Raw genomic sequence first — 15,174 nt, 5'->3', positions numbered from 1 at the left:
CGATGCAATTGCGGGATAGCGGTTGCGGACGTTCCGTCATCGACCTCAAACTTAAGGTAATCATCGCACGCGCGAGGTGAGCCTGTACGGGGAATGGCTTACTTTCCGTAACTGTTCGACTGCGTTCCGGGTACGGATGAGGGGGGAGTGCGGCCGTACCGTCAGGCCCTTGGAACGTGACGATCACCAGGAGTGGGTGGGGAATTCGATGGCCGATCTTGTGGCAGGTACGGCAGGGCGACGGTATCTGGTGCTCCCGGCGGAGCCGGCCAGTGTCTCCTGGGCGCGGGAGCACGTCGCCGCCGTGCTCGCGTCCCTCGGCCTGACCAGCCGTGAGCTGCTCGACGACGTGCAGCTCATCACCAGCGAGCTCGTCACCAACGCGATCACCGCGACCGCCGCCTCCGCCGCGGAAGGCGGCCGGGCGGCGGGCCTCGCAGGCGATGGGGCAAGCGGGAGCGACGGCGGCGCCGGCACCTGGCCCGGCCGCTGGGGGAACGGCCTGGCGCACGGTGCCGCCACCGGCACGGAAGCCGGACACGGTGCCGGATACGAGGACGAGTACGGCACGGGCTACGACATCGACTACGACGCCGAGTTCGGCCCGGTGCACGGTGCCGGCCATGTTGCCGACGGTGTCGCCGGTGGTGTCGCCGGTGGTGTCGCCGGCCGCGGTGCCGGCCAGGGGGCGCCCGGCAGGCACGTGCGGGTCGGCGCGTACCTGTCCGGGACCTGCCTGACGCTGGAGTTCTGGGACGACGCCGTGGGGGTCCCGCGTCAGGCGAGCCCGGGTGAGTTCGACGTCAGCGGCCGGGGCCTGCTCCTCGTCGAGGCGTTATGCAGCCGGTGGGGCTACCGGCCGTCGGCGTTGGGCGGCAAGACCGTGTGGGTCGAGCTCGACGTGTCGCCGTACCTGTGCGGGAGCGCGGCCCCCGCCGACGCGCACGCGGGCGCCGGGCCCGTTAAGTGAGCCCGCGGCGCCGGTGACGGCGCTAGTAGACGAGCGCCTGCACGCCGTCCTGGAGGATCTCCTCCACGAACGTGGGCGCGCCGGCGATCCGGACGCCCTCGATGACGTCGTCGGCGGTGATGTTTCGCCGGGCGGCGCACTGCGTGCACAGCGTCACCCGCCCACCGGCGAGCACCGCGTCGAGCAGCTCCGACAGCGGGGCGGCGTGCGGCAGCTGGAACTCCTTCGCCCGCCCCGGCAGGGCGAACCACGACGACTCGCCGGTCAGCCAGAGCGAGACGGGCACCCCGCTCGCCAGGGCCGCGGCGGCCACCGTGAAGGCCTGGTTGCAGCGCTCCGGCGCGTCCGCGCCCGCCGTCACCTTGATCACCAGTGATCGTGCCATACCGGCAGCCTATGCCGTGGGCGCCGCGATCCACCACGCGACCGTGCCGATCAGCGTGAGCGCGCCGAGCACGTACCCGGCGATCGACTGCAGCCGCGCCGACCGGCTCAGCGTCTCCTCGTCGCGGGTGGAGATGATGAACGGCGCGTCGTGCGGCTCGCGGATGGCGATCCCCTCGGACGCCCGCACCGCGCCGAGCACGTACAGCTGCGTCCCCGGCCGGATCACCCACTCCTGGTAGTGGTGGCCCCGCGTGGTCCCCGGCCCGGACTCCATCGCGCGCACCCCGATCTCCCGCGCCCGGTCCGCGAGCCTGCCCCGGGCGTACTCGCGCTGGTCGATCACCCGCTCGGCCCCGTCCGGCGCATCCTTCCCCGGGTACACCGGGACCTGGCCGCTCACGTCCGTGACCAGAAAGGGCTCGGACGACCGCTGGTCGCAGAGGATGTTCCTGCCGCTCACCTGGCGCCGGTTGCCGTTGCGGTCGGTCTCCCACTTCTCGTACATGCGGGCGATGGAGGTCCGGTACCACACGCACGGCGTGCCGGAGAGCGGCGCGGTGAGCAGGCCGTCCGGCCCCGGGGCGGCCTCGCCGGTCACCTCGACCCGCACCTCGCGCCCGGCGTCGGCGACGAGCGCGACGTCGCCCGCGCCGATCGTGGGGGTGGCGGCCATCACGCGCCTGCGGTAGCCCATGTACGCGCCCCAGAGGATCAGGCCGACGCCGACGAGGATGAGAACAATCCGCACTTCCGTCACATTGGCCTCCTTGCCATCCCCATCTTCGCGCCCGGCGTGCACCGCGGCGCATCAAAGCGGCGACGGATGCGCCACGGGTACGGCACGCCTGGGACACGCGGGCGGGGTGGCCGGGGCCACCGCGGCGGAGCCGGTGCCGTCCGGGACGCCGTAGGCTGGGGCACCATGGATGCACCTGAGCTGCACTCCGACTTGGAGCCGATCGCCTTCCTGCTCGGCCGCTGGGAGGGGGCGGGGGTGGTCGGTTATCCGACGATGGAGAGCGTCAACTTCGGCCAGGAGATCGTCTTCGGCCACACCGGCAAGCCGTTCCTGACCTACCGCAGCCGCACCTGGCTGCTCGACCAGGACGGCAACAAGGTCCGCCCGCTCGCCACCGAGACCGGCTACTGGCGCGCGCAGCCCAACCGGCGGCTGGAGGTGCTGCTCGCGCACCCCACCGGCATCGTGGAGATCTACGTCGGCGAGGTGGTCTTCCACAAGATCGAGCTGCGCACGGACATGGTCGCCCGCACCGCGTCGGCGAAGGAGTACACGGCCGGGCATCGCCTCTACGGCCTGGTGAACGGCAACCTCATGTACGCCTACGACATGGCGGCCGTCGGGCAGCCGCTGCAGTCGCACGCCTCGGCCGAGCTGAAGAAGGTCGCCGACTTCACGCCCGAGGACTGAACGACCGCCGCGCCGTACCGGCGGGACCCGGCACGGGGCGCTCGGGGAACGGGCGGAAGGACGGGCCGAGACGGCACGGGCACGGCAAGAACCCCGGGCGCGCTCCGCCTCGCCGGAGGACCCCGCCGTGCGGGGTCGCGGGAGACGGGCCGGCTGGACCATGGACGGGGCCCTGGTACCCGCCCGCCGGCCGCCCGGGGTTCCGGTGTCTGCCTGGGATTACGCCGGACGTCGCCACGACATCCGGACGGTGGTCCGGATCGGCGCCGTCCTAGCGGACAGCCACCTCGCTGGCCCAATCAAGATCAACCATTGTTTCGGACCACCTCCTTTCTGCGTGCCCCCGACCGTATGTCACGCCCCGGGCAGGGGCAACCGATTATTCGCGGGGTACGGCCGGCAGCGGCCGGAGCCGGCGCGCGGACCACCCGGGAAAGCTTCTAGACTCGGGGCATGGCCGAGCCGGGCAAGGGAGCCGCCAGCACGAAAGCCGCCCCGACCGACTGGCACGAGGAGCTGCGGTCGCGGGGCTACCGGGTCACGCCGCAGCGCCAGCTCGTCCTGGAGGCGGTCAGCGAACTCGGGCACGCCACGCCCGAGGAGATCTGCGCCCGGGTGCAGCAGACCGCGCGCGGGGTGAACATCTCCACCGTCTACCGCACGCTCGAGCTGCTCGAGGAGCTCGGGCTGGTCACCCACACCCACCTGAGCCACGGCGCGCCCACCTACCACCTCGCCGCCGAGGCCGACCACGTGCACCTGGTGTGCCGCGGCTGCGGCGAGGTGACCGAGGTCGCGCCCCGGCTCGTCGACGGCCTGGTCACCGCGCTCGACCGGGAGCTCGGGTTCGTCACCGACGTGCACCACCTCACCGTCTTCGGCACCTGCCGCAACTGCCGCTGACCGCGCACCGGGCCCGGCCGTACCGGGGGAACCGGGGCCGCCGCGGTGATCCGCGCCGGTGCCGGGCGTACGCTGTGGGCATGCGGAGCCCTTTGCTGGACACTCCCGGAGCGGTCGCGGCGGACGCCCCGGACGCGGACGTCGCCGCGCACTACGGTGATCTCTATGGCGAGCAGCGCGCCCTCGTCGCGGGCGAGGCCGTGGTGGACCGGAGCAACCGCGAGGTCATCCGGATCGCCGGCGCCGACCGGCTGAAATGGCTCAACGACCTGAGCTCGCAGAAGCTCGACACGCTGCGGCCGGGCGAGCCCACCCAGACGCTCTTCCTCGACCCGCAGGGCCGGGTGGAGCACCACCTTGTCCTCGTCGACGACGGCGAGGCGGTGTGGGGCCACGTCGAGCCCGGTACGGCGGGCCCGCTCGTCGCCTACCTGGAGAAGATGCGGTTCATGCTCCGGGTCGAGGTCGCCGACGTGACCGCGGACTACGCCGTGGTGTCCGGCCTGCGCGGCGGCCCCGCCGGTACGGCCGAGGCCCCGGCCGACCTGCCGGACGGCGCGATCCCGCTCGGCGACGACCTGCTGCTGCCGCGGCGGCTGCTCCCCGAGCACCTGGGGCGGCGGCCGGTCGGGCTGTGGGCGTACGAGGCGCTGCGCATCGAGGCGCACGTGCCGCGGCTGGGCTTCGAGACCGACCATAAGGCGATCCCGCACGAGGTGGGCTGGATCGGCACCGCGGTGCAGCTGAACAAGGGCTGCTACCGGGGCCAGGAGACGGTCGCCCGGGTGCACAACCTCGGCCACCCGCCGCGCCGCCTCGTCTTCCTCCACCTCGACGGCAGCGTGGACATCCTGCCCCGGCACGGCGACCCGGTCACGCTCGACGGCGAGCAGGTCGGCTTCGTCGGCTCCGCGGCCCGGCACCACGAGCTCGGCCCGATCGCGCTCGCCCTGGTGAAGCGGACCGTGCCGGTCGACGCCACGCTGCTCGCGGCGGGCGTGGCGGCCGCGCAGACGGTGATCGTGCCGCCGGACGCGGGCCGCAACGTGAAGATCGACCCCGCGCTGCGCCGCCGCCTGCGCTGACCCGTGGCCGCCGTCCGTCCCGGCCGCGCGGCCGGGACGGACGAGACCGTGCGCCGGGCTAGACGTCGAGGATGAGGGTGACCGGCCCGTCGTTGACGAGGTGGACCTTCATGTCCGCGCCGAACACCCCGGTGCCGACCTGGGCGCCGAGCGCGCGCAGCTCCTCGACCACCGCGTTCACCAGCGGCTCGGCCACCGGGCCCGGGGCCGCGGCCTGCCAGGTCGGGCGGCGGCCCTTCCGCGCGTCGCCGTACAGCGTGAACTGGCTCACCACGATGATCGGCGCGCCCACGTCCGAGCAGGACTTCTCACCGGGCAGGATGCGCAGGTTCCACAGCTTGCCCGCGAGCTTGGCGGCCTGCTCGCGGGTGTCGGTGTGGGTGACGCCGACCAGGGCGAGCAGGCCCGTCTCGTTGATCTCCGCCACCGTGGCGCCGTCCACGACCACCGACGCCGAGCTCACCCGTTGCACCACTGCACGCATGGTCGGCATTCTCCCACCTCCGCGCGGCCGGGCCGGCCGGGGCGCGGGGTGCCCGAAAGCGGCGGCCCGGAGCAGGGGCCGGTACGTAGACTTGCCGGGAAAACGGGCATCAGGGGGTGCCCGGTAAGGCTGTGCCGAAAAGGGGTGAGCGGTGCCGGACGAGCCGCTGATCGTGGAGGTCGTGCGTTCGGGCTTTGCGGAGGCCGTGCATCGGGCACGGCTGCTCGCGGTGGGCGCGGGCGGCGAGCCGGTGCGCGTGCACGGGGACGTGACGGGTCCGGCGTCGCCGCGGTCGGCGATGAAGCCGATCCAGGCCCTGGCGATGCTGCGCGTGGGCCTCGAGCTCGACGACGAGCTGCTCGCCCTCGCCTGCGCGAGCCACTCGGGCGAGCCGTTCCACGTGTCCGGGGTGCGCAAGATCCTCGCCGGGGCCGGGCTGGACGCCGACGCGCTGCAGTGCCCGCCCGCGCTGCCGGAGCACGAGGACTCCGCCCGCGAGATCATCCGCGCGGGCGGCGAGCCGCACCGGGTGTTCGGCGAGTGCTCCGGCAAGCACGCCGCGATGCTCGCCACCTGCGTGGCGAACGGCTGGCCGATCGCGAACTACCGCCACCCCACCCACCCGCTGCAGCGGGCGATCCGCCGTACCACCGAGGAGCTCACCGGGGAGCGGGTGATCGCCACCGGCATCGACGGGTGCGGCGCGCCGCTGCTGTTCGTCTCGATGGCGGGCGTGGTGCGGGCCTACCGCACGCTCGTGCTCGCCGCGCCCGGCACCCCGGAGCGGCGCGTCGCCGACGCGATGCGCGCCCACCCGGAGTGGACCTCCGGCACGTTCCGGCCGGAGAACGTGCTCATGCGCGCGATCCCGGGGCTGCTCGCCAAGGCGGGCGCGGAGGGGTTCTTCGCCCTCGCCCACGAGGACGGCCGGGCCGCCGCCATCAAGATCGAGGACGGCGCCCGGCGCGCCCGCCTACCGGTGATCGTGACCGCGCTGCGCTCGCTCGGCCTCGACGCGCCCGAGCTCATCGGCTACACCACCACGCCGGTGCTCGGCGGGGGCGAGCAGGTCGGGGAGATCCGGGTCCGGGAGAAGTGACCCGCGGGCCGGTCAGAGCGAACGGAGCCTGCGGGCGGTGGAGATGGCGCCCGAGGTCGTGGTGGTGAACACCCGCATCGAGTCGGCGAACCGGGACAGGTCCCACTCGGCCGGGCCGTGGTACCAGTACAGGTTGTCCGCCTGCCGCCCGTTGCCGCTCACGTCGGCGACGAGGCGGGCCCACGGCTCCACGCTGTCGAAGATGATCGCGTACGGCAGGTAGCGGGAGAACAGCTCCACCCGCTGGGCCGCGGGCACGTTGGTGTCGACCTGGCCGGAGAGCAGGTGGCGGCGGAAGGCGAGGGTGTGTGCGAGCGCCGCCGAGCCCTTCGCGGTCTTCGCCGGCATGTACTGGCCGCCCCAGGCGAGCGCCGCGCCGCCGATGATCACGGCGAGGCCGAGCAGGCCGTACGTGGTGAACCAGGCGAGCAGCACGGTGGCGATCACGCCGAGCACGGCGAGGATCAGGCCGATCACCGTCCACCGGCTGCGCACGGTGTCCGGGCGGTGGGCGAACCAGCCCTGGCGCACCACGTCCTTGTAGAGCTCGTCGCGCACGGTGTCGAGCTTCTCGGCGAAGGTGCCGCGCAGCTGCGACAGCGGCACCGCGTCCCGGCCGTCGAAGATCGCGTCGTACAGCGCCCGCTCGTACGGCAGCAGCGCGTTGACCGGCGCGTTCGAGCGCTTGACCAGCACCCAGTCGGGGGCCTCGTAGGCCTGCCGGGGCTGCTCCTCGATGAGCAGGTAGCCGCGGACCGCGAGGTCGACGATGGTGGCGGTGACGTCGACCACGTCGGCCTGCTCGTCGATGAGGGTGCCGATCTGGCCGGGCCGTACCCCGTCGGGCGGGGAGAACGTGCCGTTCTGCAGGCCGGTGATCTCCTGGGCCTCGTGGCCGATCACCCGGGCGTCGCGGCCGCGCGTCCAGTACAGCAGGCCGACGCCGCCGAGCAGCAGCACGAGCAGCCCGGCGAGGGCGCCGCCGGTGACCGCGTTGAGGGTGAACGCGGTGGCGAGGTCGAAGCGGCGCTCGAGGATCGGCTTGGCGCCGCCGGAGGCGCCCGCCGGGTAGCCGATCACGACGGTGAGCGCCTGGCCGGGGCGCAGGTTCTGCTGCTCGAAGGTGGCGGTGGTGCCGGTGTGGTCCATCTCGGCGATGGTGCAGCCGACCACGGAGGTGAGGTCACCGGCGAAGCAGGAGAGGTTCTGGATCTGGGCGGACCCGGACACGGTCACGACCGCCTGCTGGACCGGGACCGACCAGCCGTTCACCGCGTACCAGCGCAGCTCCTCGACGCCGGACATCGGGGTGAACGCGCCGGTGACGTCGTACTCGAGGGTGGCCTTGCCCGAGCCGGTGAGCGTGATGACATCACCGCTCAGCCTGCCGTCGCCCTTGAGGTTGGTGACGCGGTAGAGCCGGTCGTGGGTGTCGTCGTGGCGGACGCGGGTGAGCAGGGTGCGGACGGGGGGCTTGCCGGAGAACGTGATCTCCTCCTTGACGTGCACCACCCCGTCGGTGCGCGGCTCCATCGTCACCCGGATCGCGGTGATGTCCGCGCCCGCGCCGGACGTCCCGCCCGAGACCGCGGCGGCGCCGGAGGCGGTACCGGTTCCGGACGCCGTTGCCGCGGCGGCCGCGGAGGCCGGGGCGATCGACAAACAGGCGAGCGCCAGGGTCAGGGCGAGCCGTCGAGCAAGGTCCCTCATGGGCCGTCAGCCTAATGGGGCGATCCAATACGTGTGTGGCCGCAGTGACCTTTCAGGCATTCCCTGACAAAATCGCGTTGCGAGCTTTGGCACTCCTCGTCGGGACGCCCGGGTACGGCACCGCCGCCCCGGCGCGGCAGGCCGTACCGGGACGGCGGTCAGGCGTCGTGCGGCGGCTCAGTCGGTCACCTCGAGGCGCACCCGGCGGAAGCCCTTCCCCTTGTTCTCGATCTTGGCGACCCGGACGCGGCCGATCTGCTTGGTGGAGGCGACGTGGGTGCCGGCGTCGGCCTGGCAGTCGAGGCCGACGATGTCGACGATCCGGACGATCTCCACCGTCTCGGGGATGAGGTTCTTCGCGGTGCGGATGATGTCCGGGATCTGGAAGGCCTGCTCGCGCGGCAGCATGCGGACCTCGATGCGCCGGTCGGCGGCGATCTCGGCGTTGCAGGCGTCCTCCACCGCCTGCTTGAAGCCCGGCGGTACCTCGGTGAGGTTGAAGTCCATGCGGGCCTGGTACGGCTCCATGTTGCCGCCGGTGACCAGCGCGCCGTAGTCCCGGAACACCACGCCGCACAGCACGTGCAGGGCGGAGTGCGTGCGCATCAGGGCGGTGCGCCGCTCGTCGGCGATGGCGCAGCGTACGGTGGTGCCGGGCACCGGGATCGGGTCGCCCTCGGCGGGGATCAGCTCCAGCTCCTCGCCCTTGCGCGCCCCGACGATGCGGGTCTCGACGCCCTGCCAGATGAGCACGCCGTGGTCCGGCGGCTGACCGCCGCCGCCGGGGTAGAACGCCGACCGGTCGAGCACGATGCCCTCGGGGCTCGCGGCGAGCACGGTCGCGTCCCACTCGCGCAGGTTCTGGTCCTCAAGCTCCAGCCGGTGTGTGCGCATGCCGGAAGACTAGCCATCCCGGCGTGAGGACGGTGCCGGGGAGGCGCGGCGGGCCGGGGAACGGGCCGGTCACCAGGGACCGTACGGGCCCTCGTTGCGGCCCTGCCCGCTCACCGCGGGCTTCACGTCGGCGAGGTAGACGCCGGCCGCGATCACGGCCGCCACGTTGAGGATGCTGATCGCCCTGAGGTAGAGGGCCGCCGCGGCGAAGGTGAACAGGGTGGCGAAGCCGAGGATGGCGAGCCAGATGTTCTTCGTCAGCTTCCCGGCGACGGCGAAGTTGCGCGCCGGGGTGCGGATCGCGTGCACCAGGGCCCAGACGCACAGCACGAACGCCCCGATGCTGAGGAGCCAGAAGATGAGGTCGAGAACGCTGTGGATTCCGCCCAACATGCCCACTCCCACCAGATCGTCAACAGCATCCCCAGCCTAGTGCGCACGGGTCCGCGGCGTACCTGCCTGCCGCGACCCGATTTCCCGGCGCAGGCGCCCCGGGCGCGGCTCCCGGTCGCGCGCCGACCGGCGCGGGCCGCCCTCCTGCAGGCGGCCGCGTGGGTCGTGCCGTGACGGCGGGCGCCGTGGCCGGCGGCCGGGCGGGCCCGCCGTACGTCCCCGGCGGGCGCGCGGGCACGCCGGGGCGGCGGTGCCGGAGGTCAGGCCTTCGGCGTGGACCGGCGGGTGGTGGACCTCTTCGCCGGCTCGGCGGGCTTCGGCGCGGTGATCGCGGCGGCCGCGGGCGGCTCGGCGGCCTCGGAGATCTCCTCGAGCTCGAGGGCGGCCTCGCCGCTCACCCGGCTCACCACCTTGCGGCCACGGTCGGCGAACTCGTCGTACAGCTTGGCGGCCTTCTGCGCGACCGCGTCGGCGTACTCGCGCGCCTTCTCCGGCAGGTCCTTGGCGTACGCCTCGGCCTTGCTCTGCCACTCGATCGCGTAGCTGCGCGCCTTGCGCGGCAGCTCCTGGGCGGTCTGCCGGAACTCGTCGCGGCGCGACTGCAGCCGGGTGAGCCGCTCGGGCAGCTCACGCAGCTTCTCGACGGCGTAGTCGCCGGCGCCGGCCACCGCGTAGAACGGCTTGGACTCGGTCAGCTTCCTGACTTCGTCGGTGATGGGCATGGGTTAACCTTCCTTCGGTTCGGGTGGGCTTTGCCCGTTCCCCGAGGTCTGCGGCGACGTGGACGACGTTGCCCCCAAGTCCCCGTCCGCCGCGTGGCTCCGCTCGTGGGAACGCGTCCGCCGGGGCGTCTCGCCCTCGGCGGGAACCGCCTGATCGCGAGGCTCGGCCTCGGTCTGCGCGTCCTGGCCTTTCTGCGCCGACCGGGACCGGGCCTCCTCGCGGTTCTCCTTGCGGAACGATTCGTAGATGTCGATGAGCACCTGACGCTGGCGCTCGGTGAGCGTGGTGTCGGCCCGAAGGGCGGCGAGCACGCCGGTGTCCGGCTCGCGCTGCTCGATCAGCCCGGCCTGGACGTACAGCGCCTCGGCCGAGATCCGCAGGCCCTTGGCGATCTGGTTGAGGATCTCGGCGCTCGGCTTGCGCAGCCCGCGCTCAATCTGGCTGAGGTACGGGTTGGAGACCCCGGCCTGCGCCGCGAGCTGCCGCAGCGAGATCTTCGCCTGCTGCCGCTGCTGGCGAATGTATTCGCCGATCGAGCCGACCTTCGGGAGTTCCATACCTTGAGTATGCCTCCCGGTGCTTGCAATAGCAAACAGGTCGGCTAACAGTTGCTAGCACTATCAGTGTGGCATCGCCCACAGCAGCGGGGCCGACGCGGTGAGCAGCGCCGACAGCGCGACCACGCCATACCGGAACAGGCGGGGCAGCTCGGCGGCCGGCGAGATGAGCCGGTTCACCCGCGCCATCACGTCGCCCCCCGCGCCGAGCGCGCCCTGCGGGGCGGGCAGCGACCCGGCGGCGCCGAACCGCAGCAGCGCGGTGGCGAGGCGGCGGGGCGAGCAGTGCCGCCGCGCCCGGTCGTCGGCGGCCATCTCCACGAGCAGCGCCACCGAGGACTGCGCCTCGCGCACGACCCGGGCCCACGGGATCGCCCGGCGCAGCGCCGCGAACGGCAGCAGCACGAGGTCGTGCCGCTCGCGCACGTGCGCGTCCTCGTGCGCGAGCACCGCGGCGAGTTCGTCGCGGGACAGCAGCCGCAGCGCGCCCGCGCTCACCACCACCTCCGAGCGCAGCCCGGGCACGCAGTACGCGGTCGCCCCGGGGTGGTCGAGGATGCGGACGCCCGGCACGTGCGGGTCCTCGCGGGCGACGAGCGCGAGCAGCTCGCGGTGCCGCTGCCGGGCGCGGAGCGTCTGCCAGAGCGCGGCGAGCAGCACCCCGATGAGCACGGCGAGCAGCGCGAGGCCGGCCACGAGCGCGATCGTGCGGGACAGGTCGTAGGTGAAATTCGGGTCCGGGCCCAGCGAGAGCACCGAGCTCAGATGGCTGTGCAGGCCGTAGATGACGCCCTGCCCGTACGGCTGGAGCGCGTAGGCGAGCAGCGCGCCCGTGCTGGCCAGGCCCCAGGTGAGGCCGATCGACTGCCACAGCAGGATGGCCGTCCGGGGCGCCCGCCAGGTCCATCGGGCGGAGGGGAGTCGCCAGGCCGCCACGACGCACCCGATCGAGAGCAACGCCAGGGCGACCGCCGCGATCACTCTTCCTCCAGCTCCATGAGGGCTCTGCGCAGGACCGCGGCCTCGTCGTCGGAGACGGCCTGCGCGAATCTCGTCAGGGCGGCCGTGCGGTCGCCCGTCAGATCCAGCGCCTCAAGCATAAGCTCGGCGACGTACGCGTCGCGGCTCCTGACCGGCTGGTACCGCCAGGCCCGCCCGTCGCGCGTCCGGGTGAGGAAGCCCTTTCTGGTGAGACGATCCAGGACGGTCATCACCGTGGTGGGGGCGAGGTCGCGATCGGATATCAGTCTTCCGACCTCGCGGGCGGTGAGGGGAGTGCCCTGCCCCCAGAGGATGTCCATGATGCTGCGTTCAAGCTCACCCAGGCCCTTCACGTGCTCCAGCCTAACCGGGCGTCACCTCGGGTGGCTCTGCGGGTACGACGGCGGCCCGCCACGGTGGCGAGCGGCGGCGTCATGCGGCCTCCCGGTCGCGGACCCCGTCCACGACCGGGCAGGTTCGTCGTCCGACGGCCGCGGTCCGGATCAGACCGACGGCACCGGGCCGAAGGTCGGCCGCTCGAAGCCGATCGGCCCGAGGTCCATGGCGTGGAGGGTGCCCGGGCACGTGGCGAGCTCGGCCTCCTCCTGAGCCCACGCCCCCCGGCTCAGCCGCTCGACGGTGAGGTGGCCGCCGTGCTCGTCGTACCAGTCGGCCGCGCTGTCGTCGAACCAGACGCCCCCGTCGGCCAGGTAGCGGAAGGTCACCTCACGGTCGGCGGGCACGGTGGCGGTGACGCGCCAGGTGCCGTCCTCGGCGGGGCGGAGCGGGTGCGCGTAGGGGTCCCAGCCGTTGAAGTCGCCCACGACCGACGTCGGCCCGGGCACCTCGTCGGCCCGCAGCACGAACGTCAGCTCGACCTGGCCGTTCTCGTCGGGCATGCCGGTGATGATCACAGATCCTCCGTAACTACGACGATCTCGAAGAACGATGACGAAGCGGAGGGGTTGCCGGCCTGGACCCTGCTGAGGCCACAACCTCGAACAGTGCTGCGATCAGATGCTGCGATCACACGTGCGGCCCACGCGTCTCATTTCCGTCCCCGCCTGCGTGGATACCTCCCTCTCTACGGTTTGAGGAAGGTTTCGCCGCATCTTTGCCCCTCGCCCGCTGCGTCCCGATCATGGCGGCCGGGCCGTACCGAGACCGTGGTGCCGACGGCCGGGCCGGTCTAGAGTGCGAAACCCCGGCCGGGCGGTACCGCCCGGCCCGCGGCGGTGTACGGCATGGCAACGGTCGAGGGAGTGAGGCGCACGTGGGCGTGCACATCACCCTGGTTCAGGGCGACATCACCGAGCAGCGCGTCGACGCGATCGTCAACGCCGCGAACTCCTCGCTGCTCGGCGGCGGAGGCGTCGACGGCGCGATCCACCGGCGGGGCGGCCCGGAGATCCTCGCCGAGTGCCGCAAACTGCGCGAGACCCGGTACCCGGGCGGCCTGCCGACCGGGCAGGCGGTGGCGACCACGGCCGGGCGGCTGCCCGCCCGCTGGGTGATCCACACGGTGGGCCCGGTGCACTCCACCGCCGAGGACCGCTCCCACCTGCTCGCCTCCTGCTACACCACCTCGCTCGCGGTCGCCGACGAGCTCGGCGCGGCCACGGTGGCGTTCCCCGCGATCTCCACCGGCGCGTTCGGGTGGCCGCTGGAGAGCGCGGCCGAGATCGCGGTGGAGGCGGTACGGCGGGCCGAGACCGCGGTGGCGGAGGTGCGGTTCGTGCTCTTCGACGCCCGGGCCTACCACGTGTTCGCCTCCGCCCTGGGCTGACCTCGCGGATCAGGGGGCGACGGCCTCCCAGGCGACGGTGAGCTCGCCGAGCCGCCAGCGGGCGCGCCCGCCGAGCGGCGGCGTGGTGGGGATCGGCCAGTCCCTGGCGAGCAGCGCGGCGGTCTCGATCCAGCGGTGGCGGGTGCCGAACGACCGGTAGGGCGCGCAGGCGGCCCAGGCCCGGTCGAAGTCGCGCAGGAACGCGTGCACGCGTTCGCCCGGCACGTTGCGGTGGATCAGCGTCTTGGGCAGCCGCTCGGCGAGGTCCGAGGGCCGGTCGAAGCCGGTGAACCGGGCGGCGAAGGTGACCGTGCGCGGCCCCTCCGGGCCGAGCGCCACCCACACCGCCCGGTGCCCGATCTCCGAGCAGGTGCCCTCGACGAGCACGCCGTCCGGGGCGAGCCGGGCGCGCAGCGTGTCCCAGGCGGCCCACGCCTCGGCCTCGCCGTACTGGCGCAGCACGTTGAACGCGCGCACGAGCACCGGCGGCCGGCCGACCGGCAGCTCGAACCCGCCGCGCACGAACGACAGCCCCTCCCGCCGGTACGGCAACGCCGCCGCGACCCGCTCCGGGTCGATCTCCACGCCGACCACCTCGACCGCCGGGCAGGCCGCGCGCAGCCGGTCGAACAGCTCGAGCGTGGTCACCGGGGACGCGCCGTACCCGAGGTCGACCACGAGCGGGGCGTCGTGGGCGCGCAGCAGCCGGCCGTACACGGCGGCGACCCACCGGTCCGCGCGGCGCAGCCGGTTGTGCCCGGTGGTGCCCCGGGTGATGGTGCCGATCGGCCTCACCTGCGGCCCGCCCTCGCGGGCGGTACGGCCGGGCGTGTGCACGGCCGGGTCCGGGGCGGCGTGGGGGAACGTCATGGCGCGGCGGGTCGGGGGATCAACGGGTCCGGGGGATCACCGGGGGATCGTCAGCCGGTGGTCACGCGGTGCACCTTGTGCTGCGCGGCCTGGGCGCGCGGCCGGATCACCAGCCGGTCGATGTTGACGTGCGCGGGCCGGGTGACGCACCAGGCGATCGCGTCGGCGACGTCGTCGGCGGTGAGCGGGTCGGGGACGCCCTTGTAGACGTTCTCGGCGCGCTCGGCGTCGCCGCGGAACCGCACCAGCGAGAACTCCTCGGTCTTCACCATGCCGGGCGCGACCTCCACCACCCGGACCGGCTCGCCGCACAGCTCGAGGCGCAGCGTCTCGGCGAGCGCGGACTGGCCGTGCTTCGCCGCGGTGTACCCGCCGCCGCCCTCGTACACGACGAAGCCCGCGGTCGAGGTGAGCATGACGATCACGCCGTCCCCGGAGGCGATGAGCCTGGGCAGCAGCGCCTTGGTGACGCGCATCGAGCCGAGCACGTTCACCTCGTACATGCGCTGCCAGTCGGCGGGGTCGGCCTCGGCGACCGGCTCCAGGCCGATCGCGCCGCCCGCGTTGTTCACCAGCACGTCGCAGCGGGCCAGCGAGGCGGCGAGGGCGTCCACCGACTCCTGCGAGGTCACGTCGAGCGTGACGGGGGTGATGCCGGGACCGTCGTCCTTGGCGAGCCCGACCTCGGCGGCGAGCCTGTCGAGCCGGTCGCGCCGCCGGGCCGCGGCGACCACGTGGTAGCCCTCGGCGACGAGCCGCCGTGCGGTGGCCGCGCCGATGCCGCTGCTTGCACCCGTCACCACTGCCGTCTTCGTCATGCCGTCCTTCCTACCAGCCGATCCGGCCGGACGCCCGGCCGACCCGTCCGCGGGGTGCGCGGCGAACGTTTCATCGGCCCCGGCG

The 15,174-nt window shown here is 73.3% G+C and carries 19 protein-coding genes; 6 read left to right on the top strand and 13 right to left on the bottom strand.

Annotated features, from left to right (window positions below; translation table 11 throughout):
• The first annotated feature begins 169 nt into the window (after positions 1-169).
• A complete protein-coding gene (locus tag FHX40_RS19410; protein WP_142260948.1) occupies positions 170-970 on the top strand; it encodes an ATP-binding protein in 801 nt (266 codons plus the stop codon).
• A 22-nt stretch (positions 971-992) separates the two neighbouring features.
• On the opposite strand, the gene FHX40_RS19405 is transcribed toward FHX40_RS19410, so the two are convergent.
• Both FHX40_RS19405 and FHX40_RS19400 read right to left on the bottom strand, forming a co-directional pair.
• On the bottom strand, positions 993-1,355 hold the full coding sequence (locus FHX40_RS19405) for a DsrE family protein (RefSeq protein WP_142260947.1): 363 nt from the start codon (positions 1,353-1,355) through the stop codon (positions 993-995).
• A 9-nt stretch (positions 1,356-1,364) separates the two neighbouring features.
• Positions 1,365-2,114, bottom strand: coding sequence for a GIDE domain-containing protein (locus FHX40_RS19400; protein ID WP_142260946.1), 750 nt, complete (start codon positions 2,112-2,114; stop codon positions 1,365-1,367).
• A 165-nt stretch (positions 2,115-2,279) separates the two neighbouring features.
• Between FHX40_RS19400 and FHX40_RS19395 the strand changes: the two genes are divergently transcribed.
• The 3 genes from FHX40_RS19395 to ygfZ all read left to right on the top strand — a co-directional run bounded on the left by FHX40_RS19395 (position 2,280) and on the right by ygfZ (position 4,774).
• A complete protein-coding gene (locus FHX40_RS19395; RefSeq protein WP_142260945.1) occupies positions 2,280-2,786 on the top strand; it encodes a heme-binding beta-barrel domain-containing protein in 507 nt (168 codons plus the stop codon).
• 453 nt (positions 2,787-3,239) lie between these two features.
• On the top strand, positions 3,240-3,689 hold the full coding sequence (locus FHX40_RS19390; RefSeq protein WP_142260944.1) for a Fur family transcriptional regulator: 450 nt from the start codon (positions 3,240-3,242) through the stop codon (positions 3,687-3,689).
• A gap of 80 nt (positions 3,690-3,769) precedes the next feature.
• A complete protein-coding gene (gene ygfZ / locus FHX40_RS19385; protein ID WP_142260943.1) occupies positions 3,770-4,774 on the top strand; it encodes a CAF17-like 4Fe-4S cluster assembly/insertion protein YgfZ in 1,005 nt (334 codons plus the stop codon).
• Positions 4,775-4,832: 58 nt separating this feature from the next.
• Here the strand turns inward: ygfZ and dtd are convergent, their stop codons facing one another.
• Positions 4,833-5,258, bottom strand: a complete 426-nt coding sequence (gene dtd, locus FHX40_RS19380; protein ID WP_142260942.1) for a D-aminoacyl-tRNA deacylase — start codon at positions 5,256-5,258, stop codon at positions 4,833-4,835.
• Positions 5,259-5,409: 151 nt separating this feature from the next.
• On the opposite strand from dtd, the gene FHX40_RS19375 reads away from it, so the two are divergent.
• On the top strand, positions 5,410-6,357 hold the full coding sequence (locus FHX40_RS19375; RefSeq protein ID WP_142260941.1) for an asparaginase: 948 nt from the start codon (positions 5,410-5,412) through the stop codon (positions 6,355-6,357).
• A 12-nt stretch (positions 6,358-6,369) separates the two neighbouring features.
• Here the strand turns inward: FHX40_RS19375 and FHX40_RS19370 are convergent, their stop codons facing one another.
• From FHX40_RS19370 to FHX40_RS25525, 8 genes are all read right to left on the bottom strand, one after another.
• Positions 6,370-8,067 (bottom strand): DUF2207 domain-containing protein, encoded by a 1,698-nt coding sequence (locus FHX40_RS19370; protein ID WP_142260940.1) that lies wholly within the window; start codon positions 8,065-8,067, stop codon positions 6,370-6,372.
• 177 nt (positions 8,068-8,244) lie between these two features.
• Positions 8,245-8,961 carry an alanyl-tRNA editing protein gene (locus FHX40_RS19365; protein ID WP_142260939.1) on the bottom strand — a complete coding sequence of 239 codons (717 nt, stop codon included), beginning with the start codon at positions 8,959-8,961 and terminating at the stop codon, positions 8,245-8,247.
• 69 nt (positions 8,962-9,030) lie between these two features.
• Positions 9,031-9,354 (bottom strand): DUF2516 family protein, encoded by a 324-nt coding sequence (locus FHX40_RS19360; RefSeq protein WP_142260938.1) that lies wholly within the window; start codon positions 9,352-9,354, stop codon positions 9,031-9,033.
• A gap of 260 nt (positions 9,355-9,614) precedes the next feature.
• Positions 9,615-10,076 carry a hypothetical protein gene (locus FHX40_RS19355; protein ID WP_142260937.1) on the bottom strand — a complete coding sequence of 154 codons (462 nt, stop codon included), beginning with the start codon at positions 10,074-10,076 and terminating at the stop codon, positions 9,615-9,617.
• A gap of 3 nt (positions 10,077-10,079) precedes the next feature.
• Positions 10,080-10,634: a helix-turn-helix domain-containing protein gene (locus FHX40_RS26105; RefSeq protein ID WP_142260936.1), complete on the bottom strand. Its 555-nt coding sequence runs from the start codon at positions 10,632-10,634 to the stop codon at positions 10,080-10,082.
• Positions 10,635-10,697: 63 nt separating this feature from the next.
• Positions 10,698-11,615, bottom strand: coding sequence for a M56 family metallopeptidase (locus FHX40_RS19345; RefSeq protein ID WP_142260935.1), 918 nt, complete (start codon positions 11,613-11,615; stop codon positions 10,698-10,700).
• Positions 11,612-11,968 (bottom strand): BlaI/MecI/CopY family transcriptional regulator, encoded by a 357-nt coding sequence (locus FHX40_RS19340; protein ID WP_142260934.1) that lies wholly within the window; start codon positions 11,966-11,968, stop codon positions 11,612-11,614. The genes FHX40_RS19345 and FHX40_RS19340 overlap by 4 nt, the downstream gene beginning before the upstream one ends.
• A gap of 150 nt (positions 11,969-12,118) precedes the next feature.
• Complete coding sequence (locus tag FHX40_RS25525) at positions 12,119-12,514, bottom strand: isoamylase early set domain-containing protein (RefSeq protein WP_189136181.1); 396 nt, start codon at positions 12,512-12,514, stop codon at positions 12,119-12,121.
• 380 nt (positions 12,515-12,894) lie between these two features.
• On the opposite strand from FHX40_RS25525, the gene FHX40_RS19330 reads away from it, so the two are divergent.
• On the top strand, positions 12,895-13,401 hold the full coding sequence (locus tag FHX40_RS19330) for an O-acetyl-ADP-ribose deacetylase (protein ID WP_142261896.1): 507 nt from the start codon (positions 12,895-12,897) through the stop codon (positions 13,399-13,401).
• Positions 13,402-13,410: 9 nt separating this feature from the next.
• Here the strand turns inward: FHX40_RS19330 and FHX40_RS19325 are convergent, their stop codons facing one another.
• Positions 13,411-14,271, bottom strand: coding sequence for a class I SAM-dependent methyltransferase (locus tag FHX40_RS19325; RefSeq protein ID WP_229788547.1), 861 nt, complete (start codon positions 14,269-14,271; stop codon positions 13,411-13,413).
• Between the two features lie 50 nt (positions 14,272-14,321).
• Positions 14,322-15,089: an SDR family NAD(P)-dependent oxidoreductase gene (locus FHX40_RS19320; RefSeq protein WP_142260933.1), complete on the bottom strand. Its 768-nt coding sequence runs from the start codon at positions 15,087-15,089 to the stop codon at positions 14,322-14,324.
• Between the last annotated feature and the right edge of the window lie 85 nt (positions 15,090-15,174).

Source organism: Thermopolyspora flexuosa, from assembly GCF_006716785.1.
GTDB lineage: Bacteria > Actinomycetota > Actinomycetes > Streptosporangiales > Streptosporangiaceae > Thermopolyspora > Thermopolyspora flexuosa.
The sequence above is the reverse complement of the archived record's forward strand: the minus strand, read 5'-3'. Positions and strand labels throughout refer to the sequence as shown.

Bases quoted from the DNA above. Each gene is read 5' to 3' on its own strand.
- FHX40_RS19405 (WP_142260947.1), bottom strand. From the start codon at position 1,355: ATGGCACGATCACTGGTGATCAAGGTGACGGCGGGCGCGGACGCGCCG.
- FHX40_RS19395 (WP_142260945.1), top strand. From the start codon at position 2,280: ATGGATGCACCTGAGCTGCACTCCGACTTGGAGCCGATCGCCTTCCTG.
- FHX40_RS19390 (WP_142260944.1), top strand. From the start codon at position 3,240: ATGGCCGAGCCGGGCAAGGGAGCCGCCAGCACGAAAGCCGCCCCGACC.
- ygfZ (WP_142260943.1), top strand. From the start codon at position 3,770: ATGCGGAGCCCTTTGCTGGACACTCCCGGAGCGGTCGCGGCGGACGCC.
- dtd (WP_142260942.1), bottom strand. From the start codon at position 5,258: ATGCGTGCAGTGGTGCAACGGGTGAGCTCGGCGTCGGTGGTCGTGGAC.
- FHX40_RS19370 (WP_142260940.1), bottom strand. From the start codon at position 8,067: ATGAGGGACCTTGCTCGACGGCTCGCCCTGACCCTGGCGCTCGCCTGT.
- FHX40_RS19365 (WP_142260939.1), bottom strand. From the start codon at position 8,961: ATGCGCACACACCGGCTGGAGCTTGAGGACCAGAACCTGCGCGAGTGG.
- FHX40_RS19360 (WP_142260938.1), bottom strand. From the start codon at position 9,354: ATGTTGGGCGGAATCCACAGCGTTCTCGACCTCATCTTCTGGCTCCTC.
- FHX40_RS19355 (WP_142260937.1), bottom strand. From the start codon at position 10,076: ATGCCCATCACCGACGAAGTCAGGAAGCTGACCGAGTCCAAGCCGTTC.
- FHX40_RS26105 (WP_142260936.1), bottom strand. From the start codon at position 10,634: ATGGAACTCCCGAAGGTCGGCTCGATCGGCGAATACATTCGCCAGCAG.
- FHX40_RS25525 (WP_189136181.1), bottom strand. From the start codon at position 12,514: ATGCCCGACGAGAACGGCCAGGTCGAGCTGACGTTCGTGCTGCGGGCC.
- FHX40_RS19325 (WP_229788547.1), bottom strand. From the start codon at position 14,271: ATGACGTTCCCCCACGCCGCCCCGGACCCGGCCGTGCACACGCCCGGC.
- FHX40_RS19320 (WP_142260933.1), bottom strand. From the start codon at position 15,089: ATGACGAAGACGGCAGTGGTGACGGGTGCAAGCAGCGGCATCGGCGCG.